This window comes from Flavobacterium silvaticum, from assembly GCF_012911565.1.
In the GTDB taxonomy this organism is placed as follows: domain Bacteria; phylum Bacteroidota; class Bacteroidia; order Flavobacteriales; family Flavobacteriaceae; genus Flavobacterium; species Flavobacterium silvaticum.
This window is the reverse complement of the sequence record NZ_JAAMPU010000107.1, coordinates 339,216-357,274: the sequence shown is the minus strand read 5'-3', so window position 1 is coordinate 357,274 and position 18,059 is coordinate 339,216. Positions and strand designations below refer to the sequence as shown.

Annotated in this window: 14 protein-coding genes; 10 read left to right on the top strand and 4 right to left on the bottom strand. The window is 44.2% G+C overall.

The annotated features are described in order from the left end of the window. Positions 1–16: 16 nt before the first annotated feature. Together G6047_RS13415 and G6047_RS13410 are read right to left on the bottom strand one after the other, a co-directional pair. Positions 17–1,135, bottom strand: a complete 1,119-nt coding sequence (locus G6047_RS13415; protein ID WP_169528136.1) for a dipeptidase — start codon at positions 1,133–1,135, stop codon at positions 17–19. A 14-nt stretch (positions 1,136–1,149) separates the two neighbouring features. Further along, positions 1,150–3,795: a putative LPS assembly protein LptD gene (locus G6047_RS13410; RefSeq protein ID WP_235946546.1), complete on the bottom strand. Its 2,646-nt coding sequence runs from the start codon at positions 3,793–3,795 to the stop codon at positions 1,150–1,152. Positions 3,796–3,972: 177 nt separating this feature from the next. Here G6047_RS13410 and G6047_RS13405 point away from each other — a divergent pair, with 177 nt between their 5' ends. From G6047_RS13405 to G6047_RS13360, 10 genes are all read left to right on the top strand, one after another. Further along, positions 3,973–5,118: an N-acetylmuramoyl-L-alanine amidase family protein gene (locus G6047_RS13405; RefSeq protein WP_211165444.1), complete on the top strand. Its 1,146-nt coding sequence runs from the start codon at positions 3,973–3,975 to the stop codon at positions 5,116–5,118. A gap of 206 nt (positions 5,119–5,324) precedes the next feature. Next, positions 5,325–6,587 (top strand): N-acetylmuramoyl-L-alanine amidase family protein, encoded by a 1,263-nt coding sequence (locus tag G6047_RS13400; protein ID WP_169528134.1) that lies wholly within the window; start codon positions 5,325–5,327, stop codon positions 6,585–6,587. A 57-nt stretch (positions 6,588–6,644) separates the two neighbouring features. Continuing rightward, a complete protein-coding gene (locus G6047_RS13395; protein WP_169528133.1) occupies positions 6,645–7,610 on the top strand; it encodes an MlaD family protein in 966 nt (321 codons plus the stop codon). Between the two features lie 9 nt (positions 7,611–7,619). Further along, positions 7,620–8,942 carry a (Fe-S)-binding protein gene (locus G6047_RS13390; protein WP_169528132.1) on the top strand — a complete coding sequence of 441 codons (1,323 nt, stop codon included), beginning with the start codon at positions 7,620–7,622 and terminating at the stop codon, positions 8,940–8,942. Positions 8,943–9,039: 97 nt separating this feature from the next. After that, on the top strand, positions 9,040–9,486 hold the full coding sequence (locus tag G6047_RS13385) for an LNS2 domain-containing protein (RefSeq protein ID WP_169528131.1): 447 nt from the start codon (positions 9,040–9,042) through the stop codon (positions 9,484–9,486). Positions 9,487–9,650: 164 nt separating this feature from the next. Then, positions 9,651–10,439 (top strand): (Fe-S)-binding protein, encoded by a 789-nt coding sequence (locus tag G6047_RS13380; RefSeq protein ID WP_169528130.1) that lies wholly within the window; start codon positions 9,651–9,653, stop codon positions 10,437–10,439. Positions 10,440–10,568: 129 nt separating this feature from the next. Further along, on the top strand, positions 10,569–11,051 hold the full coding sequence (locus G6047_RS13375) for an ABC transporter ATPase (RefSeq protein ID WP_169528129.1): 483 nt from the start codon (positions 10,569–10,571) through the stop codon (positions 11,049–11,051). 2 nt (positions 11,052–11,053) lie between these two features. Further along, positions 11,054–13,966, top strand: coding sequence for a glycoside hydrolase family 3 N-terminal domain-containing protein (locus G6047_RS13370; protein WP_169528128.1), 2,913 nt, complete (start codon positions 11,054–11,056; stop codon positions 13,964–13,966). A gap of 384 nt (positions 13,967–14,350) precedes the next feature. Beyond that, the gene (gene bshA, locus G6047_RS13365; RefSeq protein ID WP_169528127.1) at positions 14,351–15,484 is read left to right on the top strand and encodes an N-acetyl-alpha-D-glucosaminyl L-malate synthase BshA; all 1,134 of its coding nucleotides are present in this window, start codon (positions 14,351–14,353) and stop codon (positions 15,482–15,484) included. Next, the gene (locus G6047_RS13360) at positions 15,481–15,900 is read left to right on the top strand and encodes a protease complex subunit PrcB family protein (protein ID WP_169528126.1); all 420 of its coding nucleotides are present in this window, start codon (positions 15,481–15,483) and stop codon (positions 15,898–15,900) included. The genes bshA and G6047_RS13360 overlap by 4 nt, the downstream gene beginning before the upstream one ends. 34 nt (positions 15,901–15,934) lie before the next feature. On the opposite strand, the gene G6047_RS13355 is transcribed toward G6047_RS13360, so the two are convergent. Together G6047_RS13355 and G6047_RS13350 are read right to left on the bottom strand one after the other, a co-directional pair. Further along, positions 15,935–16,471, bottom strand: a complete 537-nt coding sequence (locus G6047_RS13355) for a hypothetical protein (RefSeq protein ID WP_169528125.1) — start codon at positions 16,469–16,471, stop codon at positions 15,935–15,937. A gap of 83 nt (positions 16,472–16,554) precedes the next feature. Beyond that, complete coding sequence (locus G6047_RS13350; RefSeq protein WP_169528124.1) at positions 16,555–17,388, bottom strand: UDP-2,3-diacylglucosamine diphosphatase; 834 nt, start codon at positions 17,386–17,388, stop codon at positions 16,555–16,557. Positions 17,389–18,059 lie beyond the last annotated feature (671 nt).

Here is an 18,059-nt window from a genome sequence, read left to right as displayed (position 1 = left end):
AACTATATAAAAGTTGTTAGTGTTTGTTTTTTGTGGCAGTGTCGAATATCCGCAGGAAATTCCCGCCGCCAATTTTACCAATTTCAGCTTCATTGAAACCAGCTCCTAAAAGTGCTTCGACCACTGCATAATAGAAGCCGGTCTTTTGGTCTTTGAAGGCTTGGTTTGTCGATTGTCCCGGTCTGGGATTGGTATCGGCAGTACTCAATTTTGTATCGGTTCCGATTGCCACATGATCGATTCCGACCACATCGACCATGGCTTTTATGTTTTCGGCATAAGCAGTTGCGGAATCGGCGAGATGAGTCCATACGCCAATGACACCGCCGGCATCAGCGACAATTTTGGCTTGCTCGGCACTTATGAGACGCGGTCGCATCATTTTGGCAAACTTTTCATCGGAACCCAATCTTGTATCCAAACCGGTATGTGAAACCAAAACCGGACGCGTCGCTACTTTCAAAGCTCCGTTGACCGTATTGTTGTCGGCATGGGAAAGATCTATAAGTATTCCCAACCGTTCGGCTTCGCGGATTGCATCTGCCCCAAAAGAAGTCAACCCGCCAAATTGAGGCGGATTCGTAAACACATCGCCCAAAGGCACCGAAGCATCATTGTCGTGAAGCAACCCCAAATGGCGTAAGCCACGATTATAAGCTACCTCCAGCCTGTCGATTTTACCTTCGAGAAAATGGCCGCCTTCTACAGATTGGATGACGGTAGATTGGTTGTTTTTATGGGCTTTTTGAATGTCGCCCAGATTGAGCGAACGTTTTATGCCGTTGGCTTCAAGAATCGCGTCCATTGCGGTCAATCCGTTGAGGAATCTGTCGTAAGCTTCACCCGGATTTTTTAGTTCGGGACGATCAACGGCGAATGTCATGCATATAGCGGAAAGTCCTGATTTTTTCATATCACCTGCCAAATCTAATTTTGGAGCGACAGCCGATTTATCAAAGGGAACATCGATATGGTTATGGGTATCGATGCCAAATGTTTCGGATACGATTTTCGCAATTCCCGGATCAATTTGATTCTCTGCCCAGAGAAATTCGGGATTGACCAATACCAATGCCCCGGCTCCTGACAGTGTGTATACGAATTTACGTCTGGACCAGTGTTGTGATTTGCTCATAGCTTTTAGGGTAGTTATTGTATGATACGGTCAGGCACGCTTCTCTTGTCATACTTGACATCCTGAAGCACGCTGGCTTTGATTCCGATAAAGAAACTCCAGTAAGAATTGGTTCCGAAAGGCACCCAGCTGAAATTCAGTTTCCAGCTTTTCAAATCCCTGTCAAAACGCAATTGGGTGAATGTGACCCCTTTCTGGACAAAATCATAACCGGTTGAGACACCTACTTTCCACATTGGAGTAATGTCGCTGTTGACCGAAACCATTAACGAGTTACCTGATATACGGTTTTCACGCGCCGTATTCGAATAATTAAAAGAGTAGGCAAGGGTCATGTCCCATGGGATGTCGAGTTTGAAAAATTCGCTTATGGGATCTTTTTCCTCATCGTCAGATTGATCATTTCTGGAAGAAGGATCTACGTTGCGCCCGAACAAATCGTCGTCCCGGCCGCCATTGCGTTCCCCCTGCGAATCACCTGTTTTCTTGTTGCCGCTTTTGGTATCACTGCTTGCAAGCGAATAACCCAATGTGAGGTTGGCATTGGTCATGCGGAAAAGCGATCCGCCGTTGTCGATGTTGAATTTGTCAATAACACGCCCTTGATTGTCTATGGCATACGGGTTCAGCGTCGCGCCAAAGTTGATATTCATCTTGTTTTTGAACAACTGTGTCCCGCCGCTGATACGCAAAGGCGACCAGGCGAGTGAATCTGCTGCAACATTGTATCCGGTAGAAAGGTTCAGGTTGTTGAGCAACATGACTTTACGCGGTTCGGTTATCGTGGTGTCTTTTTCAGTCACCTTGGCTTCGAATGTGTTACTCAGGGAAAACCCGATGTTGTTCGACAGGTTCTTTCCGGGCGATCCGAAAATTCCGCCTTCGAATCTGGAATATTCTTTTACGACGGCTTCTGCAGTGGCGTAAGAAGTGTAATTTTCATAATACTGGTCGAAGCTTGGCGTATAGGTGTATGAAACCGAAGGACGCATAACGTGGCGTATGGCCTGTATTTTCTTGTCGGAACCAAAGTTGAACGTACCGTAAATAGTTGTTCCGATACTCGCTCCGAAATTGTAAGTCCGGTAAGCATCGAAACCATTTACAGTTGTAGTTGTATCTTTCCTGGTAGTAGCGTCATAATCCTTACGGATTGTTTTCATGTACCAGACTTCGTTGTAATTGGCCGTTGTGGAAGCGCTGAAATATTTGAATAATTTAAAATTGGTGGCGATTGGAATGCTGTGTTGCAAACCGATTTGTGCGTCTTTAAACATCTGCGGCTTGAAAAACAACGAATCATAGGTTTTTATACGGTTTTCACCCCGAAGCGAGTACTGGAAATTCAGGTTCTTGATAAATCCTTTCTTAGGTCCATCGCCGGGTGCAAAAGGGAAGATACGGTCAACACTGGCCTGAAGCGTCGGTAAGGTCATGTTGATTTCCTCGGTATTCGTGTTTTGCGAATGCGTGGCCGTAAGTGACATATTCACGGCAGGAATAGTGGCAAAGGATTTCGAATAGGAAATGGAAGAACTCAGGTTGTTGTTCATGGTTGATCCAACATTGACCTGGTTTATCGACTGGCGGAAGTATTTGCTGCTTCCCATGTTGACCGATGCCGAAAAACGTGACCCTGAACTCGCTTTTGAATCCTGGGTATGCGACCACTGGATGTTATAGATATTCTGCCGTGCATAATCAGGCAATCCGCGTTCACTTGTAATCAGGTTTTCATATCGGACGTTAATGTTTCCAGAAAACCGATACCTGTAGGCATAACGTGATTCACCACGGAGTGCATAACTTCCGTTTGTGTAATAATCCCCAAGAACGGCTAAGTCGTAATTGTCAGAAAGCGCCAGATAATAGCCAAGGTTCTGTAAAAAGAAGCCACGCTGGTTGTTCTCTCCGTAAGATGGCAATAACAAACCCGACTGGGCTTTATCGGTCATCGGGAAAAAAGCAAAAGGCAAAATGATTGGCGTTGGTACATCGGCGATGACCATGTTCGTAAAACCGACGACGACCTTCTGGCCGGGAACGAATTTGACTTTGTTCGTCACAAAATAGTACTCGGGATCATCGATGTCTTTGGAAGTGGTGAAACGTGCCCCTTTCATGTAGTAGACGGAATCGTTCTCTCGTTTGGTGATGTCGGCCTTTATCCGAAAATCCATCTGCTCGGTCCTTGAATTCCAGACGAGTGCTTTTTTTGTCTTGTAATTGAATCTTATGGAATCTGGCTCCACGACATTGCTGCCTTGCTTGAAAACCGGAAACTGGGTGTACGCACCTGTGCTGTCTTTGATACGGCCGGCATAGATTTCCTGCTTTTCATAATCCATGACTATGATGCCGGATTTTAGCTCTATGTCTTCGTAATACAGTTCGGCTTCATTGTATAATGTAATCTGTTTGGTCTTTTGGTCGATGCGTTCGTAATCTTTTGCCTTGCGTTTGATCTGGCTCAGAATGGCCCCTTTTTTCGGCTTTGTCGTATCCTGGACTTTTGCCACTTCGATTTGGGTGGAATCCGGGATGTTGTCAACTTCAGGAACCTTTACCACGGTAGTATCAGAAGGAATTACCGGAGAAATACTGGTTTTTTTAGGCGGGATTTCCTGACCGTAGGAACTCGAAGCGAAAAGTGTTAGCAAGATTGCTGATAAAACGATATGAACTATGTTTGGTCGCAAATCTTATGTGCTAATTTTGTACGGATTTATGAGGAAATGCTTGGTTTTACGGGCCAAACTTACAGATAATTTTCCGTCAAAAATAATTAAATAATGAGATTGCGATTTTGTATTCCATTAAAATTAACGTTTAGGTTTATGGGAGTTACCGGCTTTGCAAAAGCAGTATTTATAGGTTCTATGATGTTTTACTTCAATGCATCTGTGGGCCAGTCGAATATATTCAAAGTAACGCTTGATGCAGGGCACGGCGGCAAAGACACGGGAGCTAATTACAACGGCCATGTCGAAAAGGAGATATCACTTGCCGTTGTACGTGAAGTGGGGCGGATTCTGGAAAATACATCTGGAATCAAAGTCATCTATACCAGAAAAACAGATGTATTCATAGAATTGGTCGAACGTGCCAATATTGCCAACCGCGCCAATTCGAACATTTTTGTATCAATCCATTGCAATGCGAACAAGAACAGCGCGGCAGAAGGAACCGAGACGTATGTGATGGGTATGACCAAAAACAAATCGAACCTTGAAGCGGCAAAACGTGAGAACTCTGTGGTAACGTTAGAGAAGGATTACAAGCAGAAATACGAAGGTTTTGACCCGAATTCACCCGAAACCATGATTGGAATCGACATCATGGCAGAAGAATACATGAAGAACAGCATTGCCCTCGCCGACAATATCCAGGATATTTTTGTGAACAAGCTCGATAAAAAAAGCCGTGGTGTGAAACAGGCGCCGTATATGGTGCTTCATAAAGCCTATATGCCACGCGTTCTTATTGAAATGGGGTTTATTTCGAACCCGAACGACGGATCGTATCTTGATTCGGAAAGCGGGCAAAAAGAAATCGCACAGGCAATCGCGAATGCAATCATCAGTTACAAAAAAGAATATTTCGGCGGATCACAGGACGAACCGGAAATCAAGCCTTCCCAGCGTATCCCGGATTCAGATACCAAAACGATTGCTGTAAAACCAGAGCCAAAAGATACGGTATCCGAATCGAAATCGGCTCCTGTAGTCAATGGTGTGGTTTTCAAAGTCCAGATTTCTTCAAGCAGCCGTAAGTTACCGCTCCAGCCCAAGAATTTCAAAGGCCTTAAAGGTGTCAGCATGACTACGGAAGGTAAAAATTACAGGTATTATTACGGAAAGACTTCGGACATCGACACCATACGTCGACAGTGCGAAGAAGTAAAGTCGAAATATCCGTCAGCCTTTGTCGTGGCATTCCGCAATGGCAAAAACATCAGTATGGACGAGGCTGTTCCTCAGTGATATAAGTTTCTTTTTGCCGATTGCAATTTAAACACCTGTTATCCGTTTTCGGAATATAGCGAATTATTTAGTTTCCTGCTATTCATGTAGTTCGGATTCTTGTCGCATTTTCCGTGTCAATTACTCATTGTTAATCATTAATTGTTAATTATTTTTGCCCTTCGCATCAATCGAAATCTGTAATTAATCTGTCAAAAAACTCAGTAATGGACTTCGCCACATATCTTCCATTAAAAACGAATCCGCATCGTCTTTTGAACCTATTGAAATATCCAATATACCTACTTTTTTTGGCAATCTGTTTTTCTGCTTCGGCACAATCGGGCAAGTTTAAAGTCGCGCTTGATGCTGGTCATGGCGGAAAAGATTTCGGGGCGACATACAACGGTCATATCGAAAAAAACATTTCACTTGCAGTTGCCCAAAAAGTAGGAAAGATATTGGAGTCAACTTCCGGATTTCAGGTAATTTATACACGTCAGACTGATGTTTTCATTGAATTGGTAGAACGCGCCAATATTGCCAACCGCGCCGATGCCAACATATTCGTATCGATCCATTGCAACGCCAATAAAAATGCTGCCGCCGAAGGAACCGAGACCTACGTAATGGGTATGACCAAGAATGCCTCGAACCTTGAAGCTGCAAAGCGAGAAAACTCGGTCATCACTCTCGAAAAGGACTACAAGGAAAAGTACGAAGGTTTTGATCCGAATTCGCCCGAAACCATGATCGGGATGGAACTGATGCAGGAAGAATTCCTCGACAACAGCATCACGCTGGCGAGCAAGATACAGGATATTTTTGTCCAGGATCTGAACAAGAAAAGCCGTGGGGTGAAACAGGCTCCGTATATGGTTTTGCATAAAGCTTACATGCCACGTGTGCTGATTGAAATGGGTTTTATTTCGAATCTTAAAGACGGATCGTACCTTGATTCGGAAGAAGGCCAGGATGAAATTGCAAAATCTATTGCCAAAGCCATCGTCAGCTACAAAAAAGAATATTATGGAAATGGAAATGTGGCGCCTGTAGGTGAAAAGCCATCGGAACGAATACCTGATTCGGCCCGTGAGCCACAACCGACGCCAACACCTACGACTTCTGTGGTTGTGGAAAAACCAGTAGAAAAACCTGTCGCCGAAACATCCCAATCGGTAACTCCAAAAACAGTTGTTCCGGCAGAAACGGTCGAGCCTGCATCAGCTTCCGGCACCATCATTTTTAAAGTCCAGATTTCGGCAAGCGGACGCAATTTGCCTTTGACGCCAAGTAATTTCAACGGACTTGGTGGCGTCAGCATGAGCAATGATGGCGGAAAACTATATAAGTATTTTTATGGTGAAACGTCAGACTACGGCAGCGCTAAAGACCGTTTGGCAGAAGCTAAGGCAAAAGGGTTTACATCGGCTTACATTGTCGCATTCCGCAATGGGCAGAAGATTCCACTCAACGAGGCGCTTAAATAAGGCGGCGCATTTGGGATAATTATCTTACTTTTGCTCAAATGCTCAAAACACACCACTTTGAAAGTTACCCGCGAAATAAAAACTGCCATATTAGTCATAGCTTCAATCCTTTTATTCATTTGGGGTTATAGTTTTTTAAAAGGTTCCGATATACTCAGCAGCTCCCGCGTTTTTTATGCGGAATATGACAACGTTGAAGGATTATTGCCATCGGCGCCTGTAACCATAAACGGATTGGTAGTTGGTAAAATCAGGAAAATTACGCTGAATCCAGAAAACGGAAAATTGCTTGTGGAACTTGAAGTGACCAACAAAGATTTCCCTATTTCAAAATCGAGTGAGGTCAATATCTACGAACCCGGATTAATCGGCGGAAAACAAATCCAGATTATCCCGAATCTCAAGGATTCAAACATGGCGGAATCTGGCGAAAAACTGAAAGGAACAAATGTTCCCGGACTTACGGCTTTGGTAGGTGAGAAGCTTGAACCGCTGCAACAAAAGCTTGATGTAGTGCTGGCAGAGTTGAACAAGACTATTTTAAGTGTCAACAACATCCTCAACAAGGAAACCCAGGATAATTTAAAACATACGATTGCTGAATTGGATAAAACGATGACCCAATTCCACGGAGCGGCCAATTCACTAAACGGAATCCTCGACAACAACAAAGGGAAAATCGATAACGTACTGACCAATTTCGACAAGGTTTCCCAGGATTTCAGCAAGATTTCAACGTCACTTGAAAAAGCGAATGTAGATCAGGCCGTGGAAAGTCTAAAGGCTACACTGGCTAAGGTAGATGCGTTGATGGCTCAGATCAATTCCGGAAACGGGACAGTAGGCAAACTGATGAAAGACGATAAATTGTACGACAATCTGGCAAGGACTTCAAAAGAACTCGAATTGCTTTTGCAGGACGTGCGATTGAATCCGACGCGATATGTCAACGTTTCCCTTTTTGGCAAAAAGAACAAGCCTTATGTCGCTCCGGCGGCAGACAGCGTGAAAGTTTCAAAATAAGTTCTCCCGATGGAATACGTACTCCGCATTTTTTTCGCGATTATTCTGGGCATTGGCGTTGGTTATTTCTGGATGAACGTCCGGAAACTCAGACGCAATATCCTGTTGGGGCGCGATGTGAATCGTTCCGACAGATCAAACGAACGCTGGCGTAACATGGCCCTTATAGCTCTTGGCCAGTCCAAAATGGTGCGCCGTCCGGTTGCGGGAATCCTTCATATTTTTGTGTATCTCGGATTTGTCATCATCAACATCGAAGTACTTGAAATCATCATCGATGGCCTTTTCGGTACGCATCGCGTATTTTCGTTTTTAGGCGGATTTTACGGTTTCCTGATCGGGTCGTTCGAGATACTGGCCTTGTTGGTTCTCTTATCTGTAATTACATTCCTGGTCCGACGCAACATCATCAAAATCAAACGCTTTATCCAATCAGATTTAAAAGGTTGGCCCAAGCGCGACGCGAATTACATCCTGTATTTTGAAGTGGTGCTCATGTCGCTTTTCCTGCTCATGAATGCGGCCGATGTCTGGCTCAACCAAATGGGCGTTTCACATTACCAGACCGATTTTGCTTCACCGATAGGAAGTTTGGTTTCCCCGATTTTCAACGGCGTTCCTGTAGCGACCGTCGTGGTTTTGGAGCGAACGTTCTGGTGGCTTCACATCACCGGAATCCTTGTATTCCTCAACTATCTGTATTTTTCAAAACACCTTCATATTTTATTGGCATTCCCGAATACGTATTTTGCTAACCTGGAACCGAAAGGGAAATTCAATAACCTGGATTCTGTCACGAAAGAAGTCAAATTAATGATGGATCCGAACGCAGATCCTTTTGCAGCCGCTCCTGCCGATGCCGTACCGGAAAAGTTCGGTGCGAGCGATGTACAGGACTTGAATTGGGTGCAATTGCTTAATGCGTATACGTGTACCGAATGTGGCCGTTGTACTTCGTCCTGTCCGGCCAATATTACCGGAAAGAAGCTATCACCGCGTAAGATTATGATGGATACACGTGATCGCCTGGAAGAAGTCGGCAAAAATATAGATGCGAATAAAGGCGAATTCGTCCCTGACAATAAATCATTATTGAACGATTACATCACGCCTGAAGAATTATGGGCCTGTACGAGTTGCAATGCCTGTGTTGAGGAATGTCCGGTGAATATCGATCCGCTTTCCATCATTATGGATATGAGACGATTCCTGGTCATGGAACAAAGTGCAGCGCCACAATCGCTGAACGCCATGATGTCGAATATAGAAAACAACGCGGCTCCGTGGCCTTATAACCAACAGGATCGCCTGAACTGGAAAAATGAAAACTGATTCCAGTCGATAAATAATAAAAATAAAGAATAAAAAATTCTCTTATAATGTGAGCTTAAGGGTGTTTTTAACCTGACCCATTAAAAACAAATCAGACATGAAAACAGAAGAGATCGAAGACAATTTGCAACCGGCAACTGAAAACGGAAAACACATAAGCCCGGTTTTGCCAGCCGATATCAAGAATTACCTGATTGATATTGACGGTACAATATGCGACGATATCCCGAATGAAGAGCCGGAGCGCATGGGAACTGCAGAGCTTTATCCGGATGCGCTTGTAACGCTGAACAAATGGTATGATGAAGGCCACGTAATCTTCTTTTTTACTTCAAGGACAGAAGCGCACCGCGAAATCACGGAATACTGGCTCAAGAAGCACGGTTTCAAATACCACGGAATCCTTTTCGGGAAACCGAGAGGTGGCAACTATCACTGGATCGACAATCATTTGGTAAAAGCGACACGTTACCGCGGAAAGTTCACAGACCTGATTGAGAAAGAAGTCACGATACAGGTTTTCGACGACGGAAAGCACGAATAATAAATGTTCTGAAATTCTTCATGCCTTCACGTCTTCGTGGAAAAAGCAAAAAGAATTTCCGACATTAACTTTCAAAGCGAAGTTTTCTTAGCGCCTTAAAAAAATATTCTTTGAGTTAGTGTCTTTGTGTCAAAAATCAGGCGGAACGCCTAAAAAATAAAAGTATGTCAGAAGATCAAGTTCCGACAATGGCCGAAATGCTCGCCGAAGGAAAACAGCCCGAAGTACTCTTCTGGGTTGGTTGTTCCGGAAGCTATGATGACCGCGCCAAACGCATTACGAAAGCCTTTGTGAAACTGCTCAACAAAGCAGGAGTCTCATTTGCCGTACTCGGTGCCGAAGAAAGCTGTACGGGCGATCCCGCGAAAAGAGCCGGAAACGAATTCCTGTTCCAGATGCAGGCGCTCATGAACATCGAAATACTCAATGCCTATGAGGTAAAACGTATCGTGACGGCCTGCCCGCATTGCTTCAATACCTTAAAGAACGAATATCCGGGGCTTGGCGGAAATTATGAAGTCATGCACCATACGCAGTTCCTCAAGACACTGCTCGACGAAGGAAGATTGTCGGTCGAAGGCGGTTCGTTCAACGGAAAGAAAATCACCTTCCACGATCCGTGCTATCTGGGACGTGCAAATACTATTTATGAGGCTCCACGTGATTTGCTGACAAAACTCGATGCCGATCTGGTCGAGATGAAACGTTCGCGCAAAAACGGACTGTGTTGCGGAGCCGGTGGCGCCCAGATGTTCAAAGATGCCGAACCCGGAAATAAGGAAATCAACATCGAAAGGTCCGAAGAAGCCATTTCGACCGGATCTCAAATAATTGCAGCAGCTTGTCCGTTTTGCAATACGATGCTGACCGATGGCGTTAAAGCCAAAGAAAAAGAAGCCGATGTAAAAGTACTTGACGTCGCCGAACTTCTTGTAAAAGCTACCGGTCTTTAGTTGATTTTTATTCTGGCGATCAATCATCATAATTGTCAAAGGCTTTAAAGTATGGGATTGCCGCCCAAAATAGCAATTGGTTCTGGTTTTTCAGATCCATTGTTACTTGTTAATCGTTAATTGTTAATTATGTACGTACCATTCGATACGTTGCCCGACGAAGGCCGAATCTGGATCTATCAGTCCAACCGGAAATTTTCTGACGAAGAAGTAGCAGAAATAGCATCAAGCATAGAAGCATTCCTTGAAAACTGGGCTGCACACGGAACGGCTCTTGAAGCGTCGTATGAAATCCAATATAACCGATTCATCATTATCGGTATCAATCAGGAAACTCAGGCAGCGACGGGTTGTTCGATAGATGATTCGGTTCGGTTCATCCAACATCTGGAGAAAAAATATAACGTCGACCTGCTCGACAAAATGAACGTCACATTCCGCAATGGAGAATTCATCGCCCATAAATCATTGGCCGATTTTAAGAAAATGGCAAAAGAAAAAGCGGTTTCCGGTAATACTATCGTTTTCAATAATCTGGTGAACAGTGTAGGCGAGTACCGCGAATTCTGGGAAGTTCCCGCAACCGAAAGCTGGCACAGCCGATTTTTCTGAATATGATAAGACATACGGCCCTACTTTTCCTGTTATTGACTTTCTGCACAGGATTTTCGCAATTCCACAAAACCAAGATCGAACGCATCAAAGAATCGGTTTGGGTCGATAGTCTGTACAAAAACATGAGCCTAGAGGAAAAGATCGGGCAATTGTTCATGGTCAATACGTTTTCCAACCGCGATTCGGTGCATTACAATGCCATCGATAAATTGGTCTGCGATTATAAGATCGGCGGGCTTTTGTTCCTTCAGGGCGGGCCGGGAAGACAGGCGACTTTGACGAATCGTTACCAAGCTGAATCCACAATCCCTTTGTTCATAGGCATCGACGCCGAATGGGGCCTGGCCATGCGACTCGATTCAGTCCAGCGTTTTCCGTGGAATATGACATTGGGTGCCATCAAAGATCTGAACCTGATTGAAAAAGTTGGTGAGTTGTACGGAAAGCAAAGCAGACGCATTGGTGTCCATTTCAATTTTGCGCCGGTTCTGGACATCAATACCAATCCTAAAAACCCAATCATCGGGAACCGATCGTTCGGCGAAGACCGCGATTTGGTAACGGACCGCGCGTTGGCCCTGATGAAAGGCATACAACGCGAAGGCGTCCTGGCAACCGGAAAGCATTTTCCGGGTCATGGGGACACATCTGTCGATTCGCATTACACGTTGCCGACTGTCGATTTTTCCAAGGAACGACTCGAGAACGTTGAATTCTATCCGTATAAAAAATTATTTGCAGAAGGCCTTGCCTCTGTCATGGTGGCCCACCTCAATGTTCCGGCGCTCGAACCGCGTCCGAATTTTCCATCGTCATTGTCTTATAATGTCGTGACGAATACACTCCAGAACGAACTCGGGTTCAACGGCCTGATCTTTACCGATGCGCTGAACATGAAAGGCGCGGCGAATTTCAAGACAGCGGGCGAAATTGACCTTGAAGCCTTTCTGGCAGGAAACGACGTGCTGCTTTTTCCAGAAAATGTTCCTTTGGCATTGGAGAAAATCTGCATGGCGTATCAGGATTCGCTGATTTCAGAGACACGCCTGGCACAATCGGTCAAGAAAATCCTCAGTTATAAATACAAGGTCGGGTTGGATATGTATCGTCCGATAGACAAAACCACATTGCTTAACGATGTCAATTCCGCCGAAAACAGGGCGTTGCAATATCAATTGTATGAAAATGCAGTGACGGTACTCAAGAATGACGAACAAACCATTCCTGTACGTGACCTTGCTAAAGAAAAGATCGCCTATTACAGATTGGGTGACGACGACAGCACGCCTTTTTTGAGCACGCTCCAGAAATATGCCGATGTGGTCGAGATCAAAGAGCCTTGTATCGACAGTATCGAATTCCGCCTCAAGGATTTCAAAAAGGTCATCGTAGGTTATCACAAACCCGACGGCGCCTGGAAGAACCACGATTTCAAGCCGGACGAACTGGCCAAACTCGACAGCATCACCAAATACCATGAGGTCATTTTCGATGTATTCGCCAAGCCATATGCGTTGTTGCCTGTCACCGATTATTCCAAGTTCAAATCGGTAATTGTGTCGTATCAGAACAGCGAAGTTTCCCAGATTGTTTCGGCGGAACTTATTTTTGGGTCAGTCGGGGCCAAAGGGAAATTGCCGGTTTCTATCGGGACAAACTTCAAAGTGGGCGATGGATTGACGACGGAAACGTTGAACCGACTCGGTTTCACGGCACCGGAAAATGTCGGGATGAATTCATCGGTACTTGAAAACATCGATATGATTGCGAATAAAGCTATCGTCGCTAAAATGACGCCCGGCATACAGATTCTTGTCGCCCGAAAGGGAAAGGTCATTTACCAGAAATCGTTCGGTTATCATACCTACGACAATATTATTCCGGTAAAAAATACAGATGTTTATGACATTGCTTCGTTGACCAAAATCGTTTCGACGCTTCCGAATGTGATGCAGCAATACGATAAGGGAAAATTGACGCTCGACAGCAAACTCGGTGAATTGTTGCCGCAGCTTTTTGGGCATACCGATAAAAAGAACATTACCGTAAAGGAACTTCTTTCGCATTATGCGAGGCTTCAGGCTTGGGAACCGTTTTATAAGGCGACGCTCGATTCTGTCGGATTTCCATCTGATAAATATTACAGAAAAGGTATCGAACCCGGATTTTCGCTTCAGGTAACGGAAAATCTGTATTTGCGTGATGACTATCGCGACACAATCCTGCATAAGATCGCCGACAGTAAGCTGCTTCCCAAGAAGGAATACAAATACAGTGATTTTGCTTTTATCATCATGAAGGAATATCTGCAGAAAGCGACTGGGATTCCATTGGACAGCCTGAGCAACCGGAATTTCTTCAAGCCGCTCGGCATGACGCATACGCTTTATAATCCGCAGCACCGGTTCGATATGGCCATGATCCCGCCGACGGAGAACGATACGTATTTCCGTCATCAGGTGATACAGGGGTATGTGCATGACATGGAAGCCGCAATGGAAGGTGGAGTTGCCGGACACGCCGGTATTTTTTCAGATGCGATGGATGTGGCCAAACTGATGCAGCTCTATCTGCAAAAAGGAAATTACGGCGGGCAACAGTTTTTCTCAGCTAAAACCTTTGACGATTTCAATACCTGCTATTATTGCAAAGAAGGAAACCGTCGTGGTATTGGGCTCGACAAACCGCAATTGCCGAAACAGGCAGGCCCGACTTGTAATTGTGTTTCCGAGAAAAGCTTCGGTCATACCGGATTCACCGGAACTATGGCCTGGGCCGATCCGGAAACTGAAATCGTTTATGTTTTCCTTTCAAACAGGACGTTCCCGGATTCCACTGTGAATACGTTGTCCAAAGAGAACATCCGTGAAGATATTCAGAAGGTGATTGAGCAGGCGATTATTTCCAAATAAAATAGTGGCTATTTGTATTATTTATTCGTGCCAAATGCATCTTTCGTACGGACTGTTGTCTGATAAACAAAAATAACGATTACCGTTAACCATTATTTTTATCTGTTAACTATTCCTCGTTATCTGATTTTTAAGGTGAGAATTTAACTTTTGATACATTTTTAATGTATCGGGTATATTTTGCAAACCACTATCTTGGAACCGGGGAGGGGCCAATGGTGACCCTACAAAATCTGAAAATTTTCCTGCTGTAGATTTCATGTAAAAAATGTTAAATTTTTTCCAGGCGATTGTTTACGGTTTATAAATACTTCTCGCAGTAGTGCCTGTCGTAGTTCTTACATTATCCATTGCCAATTGCCAATTCTCCATTACCTTTAACCTATGAAAATAGCCATAGTTTGTTATCCCACATTCGGCGGATCGGGCGTTGTTGCAACCGAACTAGGTCTTGAGCTTGCCCGCCGCGGACACGAAATACATTTTATTACCTATAGCCAACCGGTTCGTCTCTCGCAATTGAGTCCGAACGTGCATTATCACGAAGTCAACGTACCCGAATATCCGTTATTCCATTATCAGCCTTATGAACTGGCGCTTTCAAGCAAATTGGTCGATATGGTGAAACTGTACGGCATCGAATTGCTTCACGTGCATTACGCGATACCTCATGCCTATGCGGCTTATATGGCCAAGCAGATGCTCAAAGACGAAGGGATTTATGTGCCGATCGTGACCACGCTTCACGGAACGGACATTACTCTGGTCGGAAGCCATCCGTTCTATAAGCCGGCCGTGGCATTCAGCATCAACAAATCCGACATCGTGACTTCGGTTTCACAAAGCCTCAAGGATGATACGTACCGGCATTTCAATATCCGCAAGGAAATCCATGTGATCCCGAATTTCATTGAGCTCGATAAGAACATGAAAGATCCGAGCATCAGTTGCAGGCGATCTGTGATGGCCAACGAAAACGAGCGCATACTGACACACATCAGTAACTTCCGCAAAATAAAACGGATTCCGGATGTGATCAAGATTTTCAACGAGGTACAAAAGCAGCTTCCGGCAAAACTGATGATGGTAGGTGATGGGCCGGAACGCGCGAAAGCTGAGAAACTCTGCCAGAAATACGGAATCTCGGACAAAGTCATCTTCTTTGGAAACAGCAACGAAATCGACCAGATTTTAAGTTATACCGATTTGTTCCTGCTGCCATCTGAAACAGAAAGCTTCGGTCTGGCCGCATTGGAAGCGATGGTTTGGGGAATTCCGGTGATTTCGAGTAATTCAGGCGGTTTGCCCGAAGTGAATTTCGACGGCATTTCAGGTTATCTCAGTGATGTGGGCGATGTAGATGCAATGGCCGCTAATGCGATAAAAATCCTCGGCAATGAAACCATATACCAGAAGTTCCGCAAGAATGCACGCGAAGTCGCATCCCAATTCAACATTGACAAAATATTACCGCTTTACGAAGCGTTGTACGAAGAAGCCTTACACGTAAAAGCATGAAAAAAGTCATCTGCCTGTTCTCGGTAATTTTAGTTGTTTCCTGTTCTGCCCCAAAAGCGACTACTGGCACAAAGCCATTGTTTGAAGTCCTGACAACATCCGAATACGGAGGCGGGAATTTCCAGTTCTATGAAACCCTCACTACGGAACAGGAAATTCAGATGTTGCTCAACGATAAAAAACTCAAAGGCAAAGTCCAGCCATCAGATGTGCAGACGGCCAATTTCGTTTTACTGAACATGGGCGAAAAAAATACCGGCGGATATAGTATTACAGTGGAATCGGCACAAGAATTCCCGGACAAAATCGTAGTGAAAGTCAAGGAAACCAAACCCGATGGTATGGCGACTATGGCTATTACGAATCCGTACGCCATCGTAAAAATCAATTCAAAGAAACCGATTGTATTCGAATAAAAAAAATCCCCGTTCGTGATGACGGGGATTTTTTTTAGAAGGTGTATCGGACGCCGAAACCAACATCGGGAACCAGGTCGTGATAATCATTGTCATAATCTTTACGGTCGTCCCCAAAATGAACTTCCGGACGGATGTCGAATGACAATTGGAGCGGTATGTTTGAGAATACATATTCGATTCCGGCTACTCCGGTAACGAATCCGTAACCGCCGTTATCTGACCAGCGCGGATCATTCCCGTTTCCGTTGTTGTAATAATTGCGGTCGTCGTTCCAGTGTCCGGCTCCAATTCCAGGGCCGGCGTAAAAGTTGAATCCTTTGTCAATTTTGAATACCCAATGGAAAAGGGCGGCGAATTTAACGGCATCGTAATGTCCGTCTTCGCGAAGACCTAAATCAAACTCGAGCCGGTTTTTTGTAAAAACTTTGCGTTGGTAAGAAGCGTCAAGCCCAATTCCGTCTCCGGCATTAGGCCTTAGCCCGATGGCATTTTTAGGAATTGTCTGTGCTTTTGTGCTTGCCGATAATCCGGCCAAAAGGAATACTGAAAACAAGATTCGTTTTGTCATGATGGTTTGTGTTTTAGTTTTTGTAAAACTAGCCATCAGATTTTTTCGACAGAAAATTCTTGTTACATGATTTCCATTTGGGATCAGGCGGAAATTGTCATTTTGCGTCCGGTCAAATCCAGCGACAGTATTTCATTCTCCATTTCAAACAAATCCTCTTCGTCTTCCTGAGGTTTGTTCTCATCATAGGAATACAGTTTCCAGCTTTTTTTATAGTATTCCAAAGCCGTCCTGTTTTCGATCCAATCGCCTGAATTGAGGTACGTCGTTTTACCGTGCTTGTTTGAAGTTTCTACAATCTTCGGTTCATGGATATGCCCGCAGATTACATAATCGTATCCGTTCTCTATGGCCAGGTCTGTAGCCGTCTTTTCAAAATCTGATATAAATTTCACCGCCTTTTTGACGCTGCCTTTTATCTTTTTTGAGAAGGAATAAGGCTCGCGGCCCAGTTTTGCCAGGCACCAATTCACCATTCGGTTTACCAGAATCAGGTAATCATAACCCCATCCACCCAATCGCGCGATCCATTTGGAATGCTGGACAGAGGAATCAAAAACGTCTCCGTGGAAAACCCAGGCTTTGCGTCCGTCGAGTTCAAGTACGAGTTTATCGGCCAAATGTAAATTTCCTAAACGCATGTCGCTGAACTTACGCAACATCTCATCGTGATTTCCGGTCAGGTAATACACCTGCGTGCCTTTGGCTGCGAAATCCATGATACGCTGTACCACTTTCAAATGTGTCTTTGGAAAATATGATTTGCGGAATTGCCAGATATCAATGATGTCTCCGTTGAGGATCAGTATTTTCGGCTTGATGGATTTGAGGTAATGCAACAACTCTTTGGCGTGGCATCCGTAGGTGCCTAAATGGACATCGGACAACACTACTACTACCGGTTTTCTCTTTTTCATCTGGATTGACGTTTTACAAATGAAAGCATTGTGTTTTAGAAGAAAGACAAGCGAAGGTTAAGGTTATGGGTACTGATGGTTAACTGTTGCTACAGCATCTGGGTTACGGACTTTATTTGAGTTCTTTCGTTATTGATTTTCTGTGTTAAATAAAATTTGAAAAATGGTTTCACACTTTTTCTGTGTTAAATCATAATTTTAAAATGCTTTAACACGCTTTTTGTGTTAAATGATTTTTTATATGTGATTTCACACATGGCAACCTGATTTGATAGAGATCAGGGATTTGTGGGCAAGACATTCAATTTGTTTCAAGATTGCTTTTATCTTTTGCACAGGAAATTTCGTCTCTGACACGAAATATCAATTTAACTTTTTATACATTTTTTCTGTATCGGACATATTTTGCAGATTGTTACTTTGCCACTGGGGAGGGGCCATTGGTGTTCCCTACAAAATCCGAAAATTTCCCAGGTACATTTTTCCTGTAAAAAATGTTAAATTTTCTAACCACCCGCTCCTGTTTATTTTTTGAAATTTGTCAGTGATGTAATGGTAACAACTTATTCTTTTATTGCCTTGAAAATTACCTCGTAATTCCGCCCGTCTATTTTCTCCGAAGTTTTCACAATTAATCTTCGGGATGACGCGACTTTTAATTCTACTAGGAA

Bases quoted from the DNA above. Each gene is read 5' to 3' on its own strand.
- G6047_RS13415 (WP_169528136.1), bottom strand. From the start codon at position 1,135: ATGAGCAAATCACAACACTGGTCCAGACGTAAATTCGTATACACACTG.
- G6047_RS13405 (WP_211165444.1), top strand. From the start codon at position 3,973: ATGGGAGTTACCGGCTTTGCAAAAGCAGTATTTATAGGTTCTATGATG.
- G6047_RS13400 (WP_169528134.1), top strand. From the start codon at position 5,325: ATGGACTTCGCCACATATCTTCCATTAAAAACGAATCCGCATCGTCTT.
- G6047_RS13390 (WP_169528132.1), top strand. From the start codon at position 7,620: ATGGAATACGTACTCCGCATTTTTTTCGCGATTATTCTGGGCATTGGC.
- G6047_RS13385 (WP_169528131.1), top strand. From the start codon at position 9,040: ATGAAAACAGAAGAGATCGAAGACAATTTGCAACCGGCAACTGAAAAC.
- G6047_RS13380 (WP_169528130.1), top strand. From the start codon at position 9,651: ATGTCAGAAGATCAAGTTCCGACAATGGCCGAAATGCTCGCCGAAGGA.
- G6047_RS13375 (WP_169528129.1), top strand. From the start codon at position 10,569: ATGTACGTACCATTCGATACGTTGCCCGACGAAGGCCGAATCTGGATC.
- G6047_RS13370 (WP_169528128.1), top strand. From the start codon at position 11,054: ATGATAAGACATACGGCCCTACTTTTCCTGTTATTGACTTTCTGCACA.
- bshA (WP_169528127.1), top strand. From the start codon at position 14,351: ATGAAAATAGCCATAGTTTGTTATCCCACATTCGGCGGATCGGGCGTT.
- G6047_RS13360 (WP_169528126.1), top strand. From the start codon at position 15,481: ATGAAAAAAGTCATCTGCCTGTTCTCGGTAATTTTAGTTGTTTCCTGT.
- G6047_RS13355 (WP_169528125.1), bottom strand. From the start codon at position 16,471: ATGACAAAACGAATCTTGTTTTCAGTATTCCTTTTGGCCGGATTATCG.
- G6047_RS13350 (WP_169528124.1), bottom strand. From the start codon at position 17,388: ATGAAAAAGAGAAAACCGGTAGTAGTAGTGTTGTCCGATGTCCATTTA.